Annotated in this window: 9 protein-coding genes; 4 read left to right on the forward strand and 5 right to left on the reverse strand. The window is 62.9% G+C overall.

The window, feature by feature from the left end; translation table 11 throughout:
* Positions 1-609 precede the first annotated feature (609 nt).
* Positions 610-3,669 (forward strand): TonB-dependent receptor, encoded by a 3,060-nt coding sequence (locus FHY19_RS01755; RefSeq protein WP_259161066.1) that lies wholly within the window; start codon positions 610-612, stop codon positions 3,667-3,669.
* Positions 3,670-3,777: 108 nt separating this feature from the next.
* On the opposite strand, the gene FHY19_RS01760 is transcribed toward FHY19_RS01755, so the two are convergent.
* A complete protein-coding gene (locus tag FHY19_RS01760) occupies positions 3,778-5,373 on the reverse strand; it encodes an NAD(P)/FAD-dependent oxidoreductase (protein ID WP_259161069.1) in 1,596 nt (531 codons plus the stop codon).
* 352 nt (positions 5,374-5,725) lie between these two features.
* On the opposite strand from FHY19_RS01760, the gene FHY19_RS01765 reads away from it, so the two are divergent.
* From FHY19_RS01765 to FHY19_RS01775, 3 genes are all read left to right on the forward strand, one after another.
* Positions 5,726-7,828, forward strand: a complete 2,103-nt coding sequence (locus FHY19_RS01765) for a M13-type metalloendopeptidase (RefSeq protein WP_259163835.1) — start codon at positions 5,726-5,728, stop codon at positions 7,826-7,828.
* Positions 7,829-8,116: 288 nt separating this feature from the next.
* Positions 8,117-10,216 carry a M13 family metallopeptidase gene (locus tag FHY19_RS01770; RefSeq protein ID WP_259161071.1) on the forward strand — a complete coding sequence of 700 codons (2,100 nt, stop codon included), beginning with the start codon at positions 8,117-8,119 and terminating at the stop codon, positions 10,214-10,216.
* Between the two features lie 184 nt (positions 10,217-10,400).
* Positions 10,401-12,413, forward strand: a complete 2,013-nt coding sequence (locus FHY19_RS01775; protein WP_259161073.1) for a M13 family metallopeptidase — start codon at positions 10,401-10,403, stop codon at positions 12,411-12,413.
* 470 nt (positions 12,414-12,883) lie between these two features.
* On the opposite strand, the gene FHY19_RS01780 is transcribed toward FHY19_RS01775, so the two are convergent.
* The 4 genes from FHY19_RS01780 to FHY19_RS01795 form a co-directional block, all read right to left on the reverse strand.
* A complete protein-coding gene (locus FHY19_RS01780; RefSeq protein WP_259163839.1) occupies positions 12,884-13,585 on the reverse strand; it encodes a rhomboid family intramembrane serine protease in 702 nt (233 codons plus the stop codon).
* Positions 13,586-13,625: 40 nt separating this feature from the next.
* Positions 13,626-14,039, reverse strand: a complete 414-nt coding sequence (locus FHY19_RS01785) for an MGMT family protein (protein WP_259161074.1) — start codon at positions 14,037-14,039, stop codon at positions 13,626-13,628.
* 451 nt (positions 14,040-14,490) lie between these two features.
* Positions 14,491-15,861 carry a glutathione-disulfide reductase gene (gene gorA / locus FHY19_RS01790; protein ID WP_259151267.1) on the reverse strand — a complete coding sequence of 457 codons (1,371 nt, stop codon included), beginning with the start codon at positions 15,859-15,861 and terminating at the stop codon, positions 14,491-14,493.
* Positions 15,858-17,108, reverse strand: coding sequence for an FAD-dependent oxidoreductase (locus FHY19_RS01795; protein WP_259161076.1), 1,251 nt, complete (start codon positions 17,106-17,108; stop codon positions 15,858-15,860). Before FHY19_RS01795 ends, gorA begins: the two co-directional genes overlap by 4 nt.
* Positions 17,109-17,110: the final 2 nt, after the last annotated feature.

The following is a 17,110-nucleotide window of genomic DNA, read 5'->3' on the forward strand; positions in this document are numbered from 1 at the left end:
TCGCTGCAAAGCACGCAGTGGCGGCCGCTGTGCCCGCCAGCCGCCGATCCATTCACAATTATGAATGGATGTAGGAGTTTCATCTGCCGAAATCGATGCAGCCCGCCTTACACGCGCCGCTGTATGTCAGGGCTAAACGAAGCAATTGGATACTGACCTCAACTCGGCGTCGTACGGCAACGTCTGCCGAATCTTCTAGTTGGAAACAACGGTGCGAGTCGACCGGAATTGCCGCTTGAAACAATCCCTGCTTGTCGGGGGCTTCTATTTGCCGACATGGCGGGCGCGCCCGCGATGCTTCTCGCCAGCTATCGGCCTGCTCGTCGCTGTCGCGACCGCTTCCCGCCCCCGGAACAGTTGTATCGCCGGATTATCTGTATCGAATGTAACTACCGAAACCCTCTCTATTGTTGAGGTTGTTTCTTTCTCTGTGTCGCAGTCACCAGAATTGTGCCGAGTTCCTCACTTCCGATGCGGATTTCAGTTATTTCATTAACAAATCATTTCGTTTGCTTGCGCTGCAGTGCAGACATTCATTACGTTCGAGTTAAGGCCATCTGACTCCCCGATGACCGCCCCTTAGTCGCACTCCCAGTTGAAAGGTCAGGAATGAGCAATCAGTTTCGTCGCCAAGTCCTCAAGCGCACCGCGTTAGCCGTTGTACTCGGTGCTTGCCTAACCAATGGCGCGGTCTACGCGCAGAGCACCACCGGCAGCATCTATGGCAGCGCCCCCTCCGAAGCCGGCAGCACGATCGTCGTTCAGAGCGACACCGGCCTGAGCCGCACCATCACCGTCGACGCGAACGGCCGCTACAACCTCGGCTCGCTGCCGGTGGGCGCCTACACCGTCACCCTCAAGCGCGGCGACCAGGTCGTCGACACCCGCAAGAACGTGCAGCTGCGCGTCGGCTCGGGCACCGAAGTCTCATTTGCTGGTGCCAGCGCCGCAGGCAGCAACGCAGATGCGACCACGCTTGGTGCGATCACGGTCACCGCTGCCAACGCACCGAAGATCGATGTCAGCTCCACCAGTTCTCGCTCGGTGATCACCTCCGAGCAGTTGGCCACACTGCCGCTGGGCCGTAGCGCCGAAGCGATTGCGTTGCTGGCGCCGGGCGCGGTATCCGGTAGCGGAGCCTTCAGCAATGGCTCGCGCTCGGTCGTCTCTTTTGGTGGCTCGGGCGTAACGGAAAATGCCTACTACATCAACGGCTTCAATGTCAGCAACCCGCTCAGCAATCTCGGCGGCGTCAGCTTGCCTTACGGAGCAATCGACCAGCAGGAAACCTACACTGGTGGCTACAGCGCCAAATACGGCCGCTCCACCGGCGGTGTAATCAACCAGCTTGGTAAGCGCGGCACCAATGAATGGCATTTCGGTGTGCAGGCCATTTGGGAACCGGATTCGCTGGCCAGCTCGCCTGGAGACGTCTGGTTCCCGAACAAGTCGCTTCCTGCAAACTACAACTACACCAACCCCGACCAGCCGGGCACATTGTTCCGTCGCTCCAAAGACGACACCCAGACACGAACGGTGTATAGCGCTTATGCAGGCGGCCCGTTGATCGAAGACAGACTGTTTATTTTTGTTGCCGGTGAAAGCGAAAAGACCGAGGGCGTCTCCACCAACTCGGTAATTTCCAGTATCCAGGGACGCAACAACTACGACTACAGCACGCCGAAGTTCTACGGCAAGTTGGACTGGAACATCAACGACAACAACATCCTCGAGTACACCCGAGTGCAGAATACCGATCGACGTGCCGGTTACTACACCGCATTCGATTACGACGGTCTCGTTGGTGGAAACGCGACTGGCACTTTCCCTGATACTTACAAGATCAAGGACACCTACGACATCTTCAAGTACACCGGTTATCTAACCGATGACCTGACCTTGAACGCCACTTGGGGACGCAGCAAACAGCATAACCAGCAGTTCAATCCATTCATTTCGGATCTACCATTTCTGGGCAACGTCACCAACCAGAATCCTGCATACAATGGCGGTACGCCGATCCGCAATGATCAGGCGACAAACCGGGCCAAGGCCGAAGACCCGATCAATAAGACCCGCAGTCTGCGCCTTGAGCTTGAGTACCGCCTCGGCAGCCATGACCTGACTGCAGGTGTGGACAACATGTACTTCAACGCCTACGACGAAGGCGTGCGCACGACTGGCCCAGGCTATCAATGGATCTATGGCAAGCAGGCCAATCCGAACGTCCCCATCAACGGAGCACTTGGAGTCGGCCCATCCGGTGGAGAGGGCTACTATGCCCAGCGCCGTATTTTCACAACTACGACCAGCATGGCCGTCGAGCAGAAGGCCTATTACCTGGAAGATCGCTGGCAGGTAAATGACAATTGGCTGGTGACGCTGGGCATTCGCAACGACCAGTTCACCAACTACAACAGCGATCACGTCGCCTACGTCGATAGCGGCGATCAGTGGGCCCCACGCTTGGGCGCCAGCTGGGACGTCTTCGGCGATTCGTCGCTGAAGGTCTTTGCGAATCTTGGCCGCTATTATCTCGCCCTGCCAAACAGCGTCGCAGTCCGCGGGGCATCCGCATCGACTTACACCGACGAATATTTTACCTACACCGGTATCGACGCCAACGGCGAGCCTATTCTGGGCACCGCGCTTGGTCCCGGCCCGGTTTCCAGCAACGGCGAATACGGCCAGGCTCCCGATCCAAATGCGTTTGCGCCGACCGATCTGAAGTCGCAGTATCAAGACGAGCTAATTCTTGGCTTCGAAAAGACGCTGGGCGACAGTTGGAATTCTGGTGCAAAATTCACGTATCGTAAGTTGCAGACCGCTATCGACGACGTTTGCGATACCGGCCGCATTGCAACCAAGCTCACGGCGGCGGGCATCGATTCGGATACGGTAGCGATTCCGGGCTGCGTAATGTTCAACCCCGGCGAAACCAACACTTATAATCTGGCTAATGTCGATGGCTCGGGCTACACATCTGTCCGTATGTCGCAGACTGATTGGGGCTTCACGGATAAGGCGAAGCGTAGTTACGTTGCCGTGGACCTATTCCTCGAACACCCGTTCGATGAGAAATGGTACGGTCGCGTCGATTACACCTGGTCACACAGCTACGGCAACACCGAAGGTCAGGTGAAGTCTGACATCGGTCAGTCCGACGTCTCAAAGACGCAGGACTGGGACTCGGCTGAGTTGATGTACTACGCGGGCGGCAGTCTGGCGAACGATCGCCGTCACCAGTTGAAAGCCTTCGGCGCTTACCAGATCACACCCGAATGGATGGCATCGGCCACACTACGAGTGATGTCGGGCACACCAAAGTCTTGCCTGGGTTACTTCGGAGCTGACGCAAGCGACCCAATTGGATACGGCTCGGGCTACCACTATTGCGCCGGATCGCCGTCTCGACCCGGTGACGCAGGGCGGACACCGTGGATCAAGAATCTCGATCTTGGGGTGACGTATCGCCCATCCTTCGCAGATCACAAATTGGCGCTGGGTTTGCAAGTCTTCAACGTTGTCAACGATCGCTCGGTGACACGTATCGACAGCACCTACGAAGACGACAGCTTTACGGTTTCCAATACCTATGGAATTGGTACGCAACCGTATTTCTACAACACTCCACGCTACGTGCGTCTGTCGGCATCCTACGACTTCTAATCGTAGGCGCCGGAAGCGTTGTCACGACGCTTCCGGTGATGTGATTCATGACTCCAAGGCCCTGGTCTCCAGGGCCTTTTTTCATGCGTCAGCCTGGGGGCACAGATCTCACCTACCCAAAATCACCTGCGCCGCATTATGCCCAGGCGCACCAGTGACCCCGCCACCAGGATGGGTTCCCGCGCCGCAAAGATATACGCCGGGCACCGCGCCGCGATAGGCGCCCTGCCCGAGCAGCGGGCGTGCGCTGAAGAGTTGATTGAGGCTGAGGGCGCCATGGAAGATGTCGCCGCCGACCAACCCGAAGATGCGTTCCAGATCGAGCGGGCTGAGGATCTGCCGGCCCAGCACCGAGGCCGCGAATCCGGGCGCATAGCGCTCCACCGTCGCGATCATCAGGTCGGCGACTTCCTCGCGATGATCGTCCCACTGCCGGCCATCCGGCAGCTGCGGTGCCACGTGCTGGCAGAACAGGCTGGCCACATGCTGCCCGGGCGGTGCCAGCGAGTCGTCCAGCGTGCTGGGTATCAGTAGTTCGACCACCGGTTCGCGCGACCATCCCGACGCACGCGCGTCGAGCCAGGCGCGGTCCATGTAGTCCAGGCTGGGGGCCAGAATGATGCCGGCGGTGAGATGGTCGCCAGCGCCGGGAAGCGCCGTGAAATCGGGAAGACGCGACAGTGCGACGTTCATGCGAAAGGTGCCCGAGCCGCAGCGGTAATGGGCGATGCGTTCGCGCGTGGCCTGCGGTACGTCTTCGGCCCGCATCAGGCGCTGGTAGAGCAACTTCGGGTTGACATTCGCCACCACGGCACGCGCGCGGAGCGTTGCGCCATCGGCCGTCACCACGCCCACCGCACGCCCCTGCTCCACCAGTACCCGCCCCACCGCACAGCCGGTGCGAATCTGCGCGCCGTATTCGCGCGCACTGGCGGCCATCGCCTGGCTGATGGCGCCCATGCCGCCGATCGCGTGGCCCCAGGCGCCCTTGACGCCGTTGCTTTGCCCGAACACGTGATGCAACAACACATACGCCGTCCCCGGCGTGTAGGGGCTGGCGTAGTTGCCGACGATGCCGTCGAAACCGAAGAGCGCCTTGATCGGCGCGCTTTCAAACCAGCGATCCAGGTATTCGGCGGCCGAAATGGTGAACAGGTCGAGCAGGTCCTGCCGCAATGCGATCGGTAACTGCTGCAGCTGCAGCCCCAGCTTGCCCGCACGCCACAGCTGCGGCAACGCACGCAGCCATCCGGCATCGGTGACATCGGGTGGCGGCTGCAAGGCCAGCGCACGCAAGACATCGGCAAGTTGCTCCAGGCGCGCTTCATAGGCTGGCAATGCAGCGGCATCGCGCGCGGAGAACTTGCCAACTTCCAGGGCCGTGCGCCCTGCGCCGGCCAGCAGGTACTCGCCATCGGGCAGCGGCAGGAAATTGTTGATGCGGCGCGCCACCACGCGCAACCCGTGCCGCTCCAATGCAAGATCGTCGACGACCTTGGGCTGCAGCAACGACACCGTGTAGGACGCCACCGAGTTACGAAATCCGGGATGAAATTCTTCGGTGACGGCTGCGCCGCCAACCACGTTGCGCGCTTCCAGCACCAGCACGCGTTTGCCGGCCCTGGCCAGATATGCAGCGCACACCAGGCCGTTGTGGCCGGCACCGATGATCAAAACGTCCAACGGTTCGGAAGCGGTAGGCATGCATTTGTATATAGCACCGCTTGCGCCGCTGGACCATTCGGGCCTTGGCCCCCATCTCGCTCGCTATCGGCACATCGACATTGACGACCAGGCCACCTGACCACGAGCATGGCAGGCAGCCGCAGCGTCCCAGGACGAGAAGAACTCCGGACCGCCGCCACGCACAGCGCCTTGACGGTAACCGCCGCCTACCAGAGCGCGCCTAGCCAGCTCTTCTACACACCCCGCACCCATGACCTTCGACACCATGCCTGCCGGCTGAGCAGGCGTAGAGTGCCGGCCACGGCCCCGTGACGGGGCTCCCCAATCGACTGTTGCTCCTGGAGCCTTTGTGATTCGAACACCTCATCTATTGACGCTGACCCTGGCCGTGGCGGCCGCGCTGAGCGGTTGCAAGAAGTCCGACGACGCCGCGCCTGCGGCCCCGGCGGGCGATACCGCGGCGGCAGCGCCCGCCGCACCCAAGACCCTGACCCTGGACCAGAGCAAGCTGCCGGCGGTGAATCAGTTCACTGCGGCCGACCTGGACCCCAACGGCAACGCCTGTACCGACCTCAACGCCTACGCCAATGCCAAGTTCCTGGCTGCCAACCCGGTGCCGGGCGACCGCACCAGCTGGGGCGCGTTCGAGATGCTCGATGAGCGCTCCAACGCGATCCAGCAGCAGCTGGCCGAACAGGCCGCCGCCGACACCGGCGCCACCGGCGTGGAAAAGATCGTCGGCGACCTGTGGTCCACCGGCATGGACGAAGCCAAGATCAATGCCCAGGGCATCGAGCCGCTGAAGCCGGAACTGGCCGCGATCGACGCGATCAGCGACCAGGCCAAGCTGGTCGACTATCTGCGCAGCAGCGCGGCCAAGGGCAACAACGATCTCTTCGGCTTCGGCGCCGAAGCAGACTTCAAGAAGTCCAGCCAGAACATCGCCTACGCGATGCAGGGCGGCCTGGGTCTGCCGGATCCGGAGTACTACACCAGCGCCGGCAACAAGGCCAAGCTGGAGGCGTACCAGGCGCATATCGCCAAGGTGCTTGAGTTGTCCGGCGTGGCTGCTGCCGATGCCGCGGCGCAGGCCAAGCAGGTGGTTGCGTTCGAGACCCGTCTGGCCAAGGTCTCCAAGACCAGCACGCAGATGTCGCGCGATGCCTCGCTGGCCTACAACCCGATCTCGCCGGCCGATGCCGACAAGCTGACCCCGAACTGGTCGTGGACCGAGTTCTTCAAGTCGCAGGGCGTGGCCACACCGGAGATGTTCTCGCTGGCAATCCCCGCCTTCCACCAGGAAGTGAGCAAGATGATCGCCGATACCGACCCGGCGATCTGGCGCGCTTATCTGCGCTTCCACACCGTCGATGGCGCCTCGCCGTTCCTGAGCCAGCCGTTCGTGGACGAGAACTTCGCGTTCTACAACAAGACCCTGCGCGGCCAGAAGGAAATCAAGCCGCGTTGGAAGCGCGTGCTGGCCACCATCAACGGCCAGGCCGGCGAGACGCTGGGCCAGATGTACGTCAAGGTCGCCTTCCCGGCCGATTCCAAGGCCAAGATGGAGACCCTGGTGAGCAACCTGCGCACCGCCTTGAAGGCGCGCATCGAGAAGCTGGACTGGATGAGCCCGGAGACCAAGGCCAAGGCGATCGCCAAGTGGGAAAGCTTCACCCCCAAGATCGGCTTCCCGGACAAGTGGCGCGAGTGGAACGGCCTTGCCACCAGTCGCGATAGTTACCTGGGCAACGTGCTGGCCGCGCAGGAATTCAACTACAAGTGGAACCTGTCCAAGATCGGCAAGCCGGTGGACAAGACCGAATGGGGCATGAGCCCGCAGACGGTCAACGCCTATTACAACCCGCTGCAGAACGAGATCGTGTTCCCGGCAGCGATCCTGCAGCCGCCGTTCTTTGACCCGAATGCTCCGGAGGAAATGAACTACGGCGGCATCGGTGCGGTGATCGGCCATGAAATGACCCACGGTTACGACGACCAGGGCAGCCGCTTCGGTGCCGATGGCAACTTCATCCCCGATCCGGGTTGGTGGACGCAGAAGGATCTGGATGCGTTCAAGTCGCGTACCGGCAAGTTGGTTGCGCAGTTCGACGGCTATCGCACCCCGGCCGGCGACAAGGTCAAGGGCGACCTGACCCTGGGCGAAAACATCGCCGACCTGGGCGGCCTCAACACCGCCTACGACGCGATGAAGACCGCTACCGCCGGCAAGGACGACCCCAAGACCGATGGCATCACCCGCGACCAGCGCTTCTTCCTCAACTGGGCCACGGTGTGGCGCCGCAACTTCACCCCGGAAGAACTAGTGGTGCGCCTGAAGACCGACCCGCACGCGCCGGCCAACTTCCGCGCCATCGGTGCACCGTCGAACATGCCGGCATTTGCCGCCGCGTTCTCGTGCAAGGCAGGCGATGCGATGGTGCGCCAGGGCGATCAGCAGGTTGTGATCTGGTAATTGCGCAAATGCGGTAAATCAGGCGGGCGGCGATCCAAAGATCGTCGCCCGTTTTTTTTGGATTCTTCGGATCTTTCTTCTGGTTGACAGGTTAATCACTCTGGCCTGCCACGTTCATTTGTAGTCACAGCACTTCAACCAACGCCGCCCCAGCGGCGCGCTGTACGCCACTGGGCCTGCATGCATGACGGTATCGGCACACAAGCCTCAACAAAGCTCAACGCGTGCGCAGGCAAGGCCGCGCCCGCTTATGCTCAGCGTCCTTGTCCCTCACTGCGGCTGACGTTCATGCCATTGCTCAAGACTTCCACGCTCGCCTTTGCCCTGGTTGCGGCCCTGACAGGCTGCAAGCGCAACGCCGAGGACACCGGCACGCAGGCAGACACCGCGCCCCGGACACCTGCGGCTGCCCCTGCTACTCCGGCAACGCCTGCGTTCGATATCAGCGAACTCGGCCCAGCAGCCAGCGCATGCCAGAACCTCGACGAATTCGTCAACGGCAAATGGGCGAACACCAATCCGATTCCGCCCGATCGCACCAGTTGGGGCGTGGACGAAATCCTGACCGAAAAAAGCATGGCCATTCAGCGCAACATTGTTGAAACGGCCGCGCAGCCGGGAAAACCGGCAAATTCGCTGGAGCAAAAAATCGGCGCGCTCTATGCCGCCGGCATGGACGAAGCTGCCATCGAAGCGGCAGGCGCCCAGCCGATCCAGCCACAACTGGACACCATTGCCGCGTTGAAGTCAGGCAAGGATGTCGCCGGTTACATCATTGAACGTCATGGCGAAGGCGATGGACAGGTGTTCGGATTCGGTGCCGGCGCAGACTTCCACGATGCCGACATGCAGATCGCATTCACCCAGGAAGACGGCCTGGGCCTTCCAACCAAGGACTACTACACCGACGCCGAGCACGCATCGATCCGCGCCGCTTATCTTGCCTACATCGCCAAGTCGTTCGAACTCACCGGCAGTTCTGCCGACGTGGCCAAGACGCAGGCAAACGATGTGTTGGCACTCGAAACACGTCTGGCTGCCGCGTCGATGAAGCCGGTGGAGGCTCGTGAGCCGAAAAACCAGTATCGCCTGATCAGTCTCGCCGAGGCAGACAAGCTCACGCCGCACTTTCCGTGGAAAGACTTCTTCGCCACCCAGGGCGTGGCGGTCGGCAAGGGCTTCTCGCTGGCGCAGCCGCGCTTTTTCGCTGCGTTCGATCACGAACTGGCCACTGCGCCGATCGCGCAGTGGCAAGCCTATCTGCGCTTCCATGCGATTGATGAAGCAGCCGCGCAGCTCAGCAAGGCATTCGTCGACAATCGCTTTGCTTTCTACGGCAAGACCCTCTCCGGGCAGCCAGAGCAACTTCCGCGCTGGAAGCGCGTCCTGCGCGCGGTCAATGGCGCAATGGGCGAAGGCGTGGGTCAACTCTACGTTGCCAAGGTATTTACGCCCGAGGCCAAGCAACGTGCCAGCGAACTGGTGGACAACGTCCGCGCCGCACTCAAGACACGCATCGAGAACGTCGACTGGATGAGCACGGAAACTAGGGACAAGGCCATCGCCAAGTGGAACACCTTCCTGCCCAAGATCGGCTATCCGGACGCCTGGCGTGACTGGTCCGGGTTGGAGATCGTCCCGGGCGCGTATTACCGCAATCTGCAGGCAGCGGCCAAGTTCAACCATCGCTACGACATCGCGCAGATCGGTAAACCGACTGACCGCAAACGCTGGCAGATGACCCCGCAGACGGTCAACGCGTATTACGACCCCAGCACCAACTCCATCAATTTCCCCGCGGCGATCCTGCAACCGCCGTACTTTGACGCCAGCGCGGACGATGCGTTGAACTACGGCGGCATCGGCGCGGTGATCGGCCACGAGGCGACCCACGGTTTCGACGACCAGGGCAGCCAGTTCGATGGTGCAGGCAATAACGTCAACTGGTGGACGGCCGAGGATCGACGCAAGTTCGAGCAGCGCAGCGCGCAGCTGGTCAAGCAGTTCGATGCCTATACCCCACTACCCAAACACCCGACGCTGCACGTCAACGGCAAGCTCACCCTGGGCGAAAATATTGCCGACCTGGGCGGCACCAACGTGGCTTACGACGCGCTGCAAACCGCCCTGCACCAGCATCCCGAGCGGGCAAAGTCGGTCGACGGCTACAGTCCCGATCAACGTTTCTTTCTGGCCTTTGCGCGCAGCTGGCGTCAACGCGTACGCGAGCAACAGCAGATGGTCTACCTGGCCTCGGACCCGCATGCGCCCAGCAACCTACGCGCCATCGCGCCGCCTTCGAACATGCCGCAGTTCGCCAGCGCATTCGCCTGCAAGCCGGGCGATGCGATGGTGCGGCCCGAGAAGGACCGCGTGGTGATCTGGTAAGCCCGCGCAGCCAGCAGCTGCAAGCGCTTCCAGCACAGTGGCAGCACGCACAGGCCCGCACACGCGGGCCTGTCGCATTCATGCATACGGCCGGTACCGATGACAAACGGCGGCGGGCGCCCGCCTGTACGAGGCGCAGCCTTGCTAAACTCCGCCGACTTCAATCTGGCCACCCTTCTTCTCGATGCCCACCATTCGCCCGCTTGCCCTCGCTCTTGGCTTCAGCCTGATCATGCTGCTGTCCGCTCCCGACGCCGACGCCGCTCGCAAGAAGAAGGCAGCTCCCAAGGCCCCGGCCGTCTCCGCGGCCTGCACCGATTTCTACGACTACGCCAACGCCGGCTGGCTGAAGGCCAACCCGGCCCCGCAGGCTGGCGCCGTGACTGCGCTGGGCCAGCTGTCCGAGCGTGCCCTGCAGCAGCAGCGCGAACTGCTGGACGCCTCGATGAAGGCCCCGCAGGGCAACGTGCAGAAGCTGCTCGGCGATTTTTGGGCCAGCGGCCTGGATGAGGCGGCGGTGGAAAAGGATGGCTCCAATCCGATCGCCCCCTTGCTGTCGCGCATCGACGCGATCAAGAAGGCCAAGGATGTGCCCGCTTCGATCGCCGCGTTGCATCAGGTCGGCATTCCGGTCGGCTTCAACTTCGGTCCGGACGTGGACCTGAAGGCGCTGGACCGCCACATCGGCTATTTCATGCAGGGCGGCATGGGCCTGCCGGATCCGGCGTTCTACACCCGCACCGATGCCGACACCCAGGCGCTGATGGGCCGCTACCGCGCCTACGTCAAGCAGATCCTGGCGCTGACCGGCACACCGGCCGACAAGCTCGACGCCGATGCCGCCTCGGTACTGCAGATCGAAACCGCATTGGCGCGTAGCGCGCAGTCGGTGCAAGGCATCAACAACCCGTTCAACAACTACGCTCCGATCGCCACCAAGGAGCTGACCAAGCAGTACAAGAACCTGCGTCTGGCCGACTTCCTGGAAGCGCAGGGCGTCAAGGACGACCTGGTGTCGATGGCCGACCCGGCCATGTTCAAGCAGCTCGACAGCATGATCGTCAGCATCAAGCCGGAACAGTGGAAGGCCTACCTGCGCTGGCGCGTGGGCGATGCGATGGCGCCGTACCTGTCCAAGAGCTTCCACGATGCCGAATACCAGTTCCGCGGCCGTCTGCTGCGTGGCGATGCCCTGCCGCCGCAGCGCTGGCAGCAAGTGCTGGACGCGATCAATATCGCTGCCGGCCCGATGCTCGGTCGCGAATACGTGGCGCGTTACCTGAGCAGCGACACGCGCCGCCAGGCCGAAGCCATCGCCGACCAGGTGCGCGACGCGCAGCTGGCCGCGCTGGAGCGCACCGGCTGGGGCAACGGCGAAGTGATCGCCGAAGCCAAGGCCAAGCTGGCCGCGATGAAGATCGAAGTCGGCGCACCGCGCCGCGATCTGGATTACACCGTGCAGCCGATGGGCCGCGGCAGCTTCGGCGGCAACATGCTGATCGCCTCGACCTGGCGTCACCGCGAGGAGATGAAGCGCATCGGCAAGGGCAACGCCGACCGTCGCTGGGACGTGCTGCCGCAGCAGCCGGCAGTGGCCTACGACATTGCACAGAACCGCCTGATCGTCACCGCGGCCGTATTGCAGGCACCGGTGCTGACCACCGGCAGCACCCCGGCGGCCCAGTACGGCGCCTACGGCGCGCTGGTCGCGCACGAACTCACCCGTGCGATCGATGCCAAGGGATCGCTGGTCGACGCCAAGGGCGAGCTGCGCAGCTGGTGGACACCTGCCGAAAAGAGCAGCTGGAGCCAGCTGACCGGCAAGGTCGCCAACCAGTTCGCTGCTTATCCGTACCCGGGCGTGCCCAACGTCAAGGTCAACGGCGCGCAGACCGCCGAAGAAAACCTTGCCGACCTGGCCGGCGTCGAACTGGCCCTGCAGGCCTTCAGCAAGGCGCAACCGGCAGCCACCGAGGCCGACAAGCAGGCGTTCTTCACTGCCTGGGCCGGCTTGTGGGCACAGCAGCTGTCGCCGAACGAAGCGGTGCAGCGCGCAAGCGCCGACATCCGCGCACCAGGCCAGTGGCGCAGCAACGGCCCGCTGTCCAACCTGCCGGAATTCGGTGCAGCCTTCAGCTGCAAGGCTGGCCAGCCGATGCAGCGCGTGGACGCAGACCAGATCAAGATCTGGCGCTGAGTCCCGGCACGACCGGCAAAAAGTCGGCAACAAAAAAGAGCGCGGATTCCGCGCTCTTTTTTGTTTTGGGCATTCGTGACGGAATGCTTGATCTGTCTTTCGCTTGATCTGCTTCGGATTGATTTGCGCTTTGCTCAATCCATCTTTGCTTGATCTACATGGCTTGATCTGCTTTTCGCCTGATCGCCTTTCGCTGATCCGCTTTCCGCTAGATCTGCTTTCTGCCCAGCCAAATCTCCCCTCGGACCAGCATTCCAGCCAGCCCTTGCTCGGGGTGCATTCCGACCTGCACGCTGCCCGGCCCACTGGTCGCCCTATGCAGCAGCGGTACACCTGCTTCCGACGACATGCCGCCCGCCATCTTGCTCTCGTAGGAGCGGCCTTGGCCGCGATGAAGCATTACCGGCAGCGTCACTCGCAGCCAGCGTCACTGCCACGAATCAGGCCGCCCCGGTAAACCGTCGTTTGACTCAGCGCACCACGCGCAGCGGCGGCTTGCGCCCCTTTCCGCCACCACCCTTGCGGCCACCGCTGCCGCCAAACGGTGACTGGCCGCGCCAATAGCGGATCATCAGCCAGCCGAACAGCATGCCGCCCAGGTATGCGAAATACGTTATCACCGATCGCTGGCCCAATAAGCCCAGCATCACTTCGGTAATGCCAACTACGATGACCAAGGTCCTGGCCTTCATGGGAATCGGCGGAAACAACAGCATCACGCGCTGATTGGGGAACAGCATGCCATAGGCGAACAACAGCCCAAACACGGCACCGGACGCGCCCACGACCGGTGCACCGCCTCCGGTGATCCACGCCATCAGCAGCTGGCACACGCCCGCGCCGGCCACACATACCAAGTAGTAGGTCAAAAAACGCTTCTGGCCCCAGGTCAGCTCCAATGGTGCGCCGAACATGAACAGTACCAGCGCGCTGAAGAACAGTTGATTGAAACCGCTTTGCAGAAACGCATAGGTCAACAACTGCCACGGCATGAAGCTGGCGCCCGGCGAGAACGCATCAAAGCCGTCGGAAATCGGCCATAGCATGAGCCACGACAAGGTGGAGTCCGATGGCAACACCCCAACCCCCAGATCGCCCAGGGCCCATTGCAGCAGGAACAGGCCGATATTGGCGATCAACAGTGCTTTGGTAACGGGCGGCAATTGAGGCATGGCGGCATCCTTCTGAATGCTGCCAATGATAACGGCAGCGTTATGAAGGACCCCACACGGCCGCATCCAGCCGCTGCGCAGCGCTGGCTCGGCGCACCCGCCCCTGTACCACCGGCACCCCCTCGGCACGCAGCCGCTGGCATTGCTCGTGGTAGCCAGGCGACCCCGACGGCAACGCAATGCGACCATCGCTACGAAGCACGCGATGCCAGGGCAGATCCGGATCGTCATTGCCACTGAGCACGCGCGCCACCAGGCGCGCACGCCCAGGCAACCCGGCACGTGCAGCGACCTCGCCGTAGCCGGCAACCTGACCGGCAGGAATGGCGCCGATGACGTCAAGAATCCGCAGCCGCGCCTGCTCACCTGAGGGCGCTGCCGGCGTTGACGCGGAACAGGCGGCGGACTTGGCAGATGCGAACGGACGCGAAGATGGCTGGCGGGGTATGGACATCAGGCAAGAATGCCAGCAGACGCGACTCAATGCCGGCCGGGCCGCCGCGCTTGTGCGACAAAGCGCGTCATCCAAGGCTGTCTCGACGAAAACGCTCAACGGCCCCTCTCCCGCCGGGAGAGGGGTTGGGGTGAGGGTGCGGGCCAAGCGATGCAGAGCGAAACGGTTAGCCGCTCAACACAGCGCGCAACAGTGCATGAGCACAAGGCCGGTCTCGCCAAGCGCAGAGCCAGTGTTGCCTAACAGTTTCTTGATGGCCAACCCTCACCCCAATCCCGCTCCTGGGTGGAGCCGGGCCCTAGTTGCGGTTGGCGGTTGGCGCTGCGCCCTCCGCTTGCACTCGCGCCCCGCCTGCCTTCCTTTGCGCCACTTCCACCGTTCCCCTGGCGCAGACAGCTGACGCTCCCACCCACTCCACACCAATGCATCAATGCATCAATGCATCAATGCATCAATGCATCAACACGATCTCTTCCGACGAGGTAGGGTGGATCGCCACGGTCTCGTCGAAGTCGCGCTTGGTGGCGCCCATTTTCACTGCCACGGCAAAGCCCTGCAGCATTTCGTCGGCGCTTTCGCCAAGCAGATGTACGCCGACCACACGCTCCTCGTCGCCCACGCAGACCAGCTTGAACAGACTGCGTTGCGGCGCATCGGCCAGCGCATGCAGCATCGGGCGGAAGTTGCTGCGATACACGCGTACAGCGCCGCCGTAACGCGCGCGTGCCTGTTCTTCGGTGAGTCCGACATGGCCAAGCGGCGGATGCGAGAACACCACGCTCGGCACGCCTTCGTAGTCCATGCGCGCATCCGGTTGATTGCCGAACAACCGGTCCATCAATTTACGCCCGGCCGCAATCGCCACCGGCGTCAGCCCGACCTTGCCGCCGACATCGCCGATGGCATGGATGTTGGGCACCGTGGTGGTCTGACCGTCATCCACCACCACCTCGCCCTTCTCGCCCACCGCCACACCCACGGCGTCCAGACCCAGACCTGCCGTGTTGCCGCGTCGGCCGATGGCGAAGAACACCTTGTCGAACACGTCGTTTCCCTGCTCGCGCGGGTGCGCCGGATGGCCATGCACGCGCAGCCCACCTCGAGCATCGCGCTCAAGGCCGGTGGTGGTGAAACCGAAATGCAGGCGCACGCCCAGGTGGCGCAGGTTGTCGGCCAACTGCTGCGTCAGTTCCGCATCGAAGCGTTCCAGCAACCGGTCGCCCTGTACATACAGATGCACACGACTGCCGAGCGCCTGCAGTAGGCCGGCGATTTCCACCGCGATATAGCCGCCACCGATGATCGCCACGTGCGCAGGCGCATGACAGAGATTGAAGAAATCGTCGGAGACCTCGCCATGCTCGGCGCCTTCCACGTTAGGGCGCAACGGATGCGCACCGGTTGCGATCACAATGTGCTCGGCCGTCACCGCCACCCCATCGCCCCCCATGATGGTATGGCGGTCCTGCAGCACGCCGCGTTGCGGAATCAGCACCACGCCGTCTTCGTCGAGCCGACGCCGATAACTGGCGTGGATGTTGGCGATATAGCCCTGCCGATGGGTGACCAGCTCCTGCCACTGCAGCGCCGGCCGCGGCACGTCGAAACCGAGCGCGCTGGCGAGCTCGATCTTGCCGGCCAGATCGGCTGCCAACCACATCGCTTTTTTCGGCACGCAACCAAGATTGACGCAGGTGCCGCCCAACGCATCAGGCTCCATGATCGCCACGCGTGCGCCGTGCTTTGCCGCGCGAAATCCCGCCGCCAAACCACCGGAACCGCCGCCTAGAATCACCACGTCGTAGTCGTAACGCGCACTCATTCGTAGCGCTCCGCCCGGTAGGGATGCGGGTCCAGCGCAGGTGCGCGGCCCGTGATCAGGTCGGCCATCAGTTGTCCACTTGCAGTACTCATGCTGATTCCGAGCATGCCATGTCCGGCTGCGAGCCAGACGTGAGGACGGCCAGGTATTGCGCCCAGCACCGGCACATCGTCCCAGGTCATTGGCCGCCATCCATACCAACGCTCGATCACCGCCGGCCCGCGGGGCGCATGCAGATAGTCGGCCGCCGCGCGCTCCAGCGCTGCCAGGCGGGTGGGATTGAGCTGCGTGTCATGACCGGAAAATTCCATCGTGCTGCCGATCCGCAAACGATCGCGCCAGGGCACCACGAACACCCAGCGATCCTTCAGCACCACCGGGCGACGCGGCATCAGAGGTGGCGCGCTGTAGGTGATCGAATAGCCCTTGCCGGCCTGCACCGGCAGGCGCAGGCCAAGCTGTGCCGCCAGCAACGGCGACCACGGCCCGGTGGCGATCACCACTTCGCGTGCGTACAGCGTGCCATGTGCGGTCCGCACGCAGACCGCCGAGGGCTCGGCAACCACAGCCTCCACGCGACAGTGCTCATCGAGTTGCGCACCCTGCGCGCGCAATATCCTGGCCAGCTCGGCGGTGTAGCGCTCCGGGCGCAGATGCGCGTCTCCCGGAAAGTGGATCGCGCCGGCAACCCCCTCGCGGAACGCCGGATCCTGCCGCTTGTAATCGGCGCCTTCGATCACCTGTGCCTGGATTCCCCACTGCGCCAGCAGCGCGCATTCTTCCCGGTACTTCGCAAAGCGGCGCGCATCGCCGAACACATAGTCCAGCCCGTCGGTGCGGAACTCGCACTCCAATGCATAGCGCGCCACCCAGTCGTCCAGGCGCTGGCGCGCATCGTGCAGCAAGGCCGCACGCGCCTGTGCACTGGACTGCCAGTCACGCGCATTGCACCGCCGCGCAAACCGCAGCAGCCAGTGCCACAGCGCCGGGTCCAGACGCGGTGGGATGTACAGAGGCGCATCCGGCGTCAGCATCCATTTCAGAGCCTGCGCGATCATGCCCGGTGCCGCCAACGGCGGCGCATGGCTGGGCGTGATGGTGCCGCAGTTGCCATGCGAGGTGGCAGCGCCCAGCGCTCCGGCATCGAGAACACGCACCTGCCGGCCCGCCTCCAGCAATGCCAGCGCCGTGGCCAGCCCGATCGCGCCGGCGCCGATCACCACAACGTCCTCGCGCCCGCCGGCCATTG

Origin of the sequence: Xanthomonas sp. 4461, assembly GCF_024806475.1 — a bacterium.
Lineage (GTDB): Bacteria > Pseudomonadota > Gammaproteobacteria > Xanthomonadales > Xanthomonadaceae > Xanthomonas > Xanthomonas arboricola_F.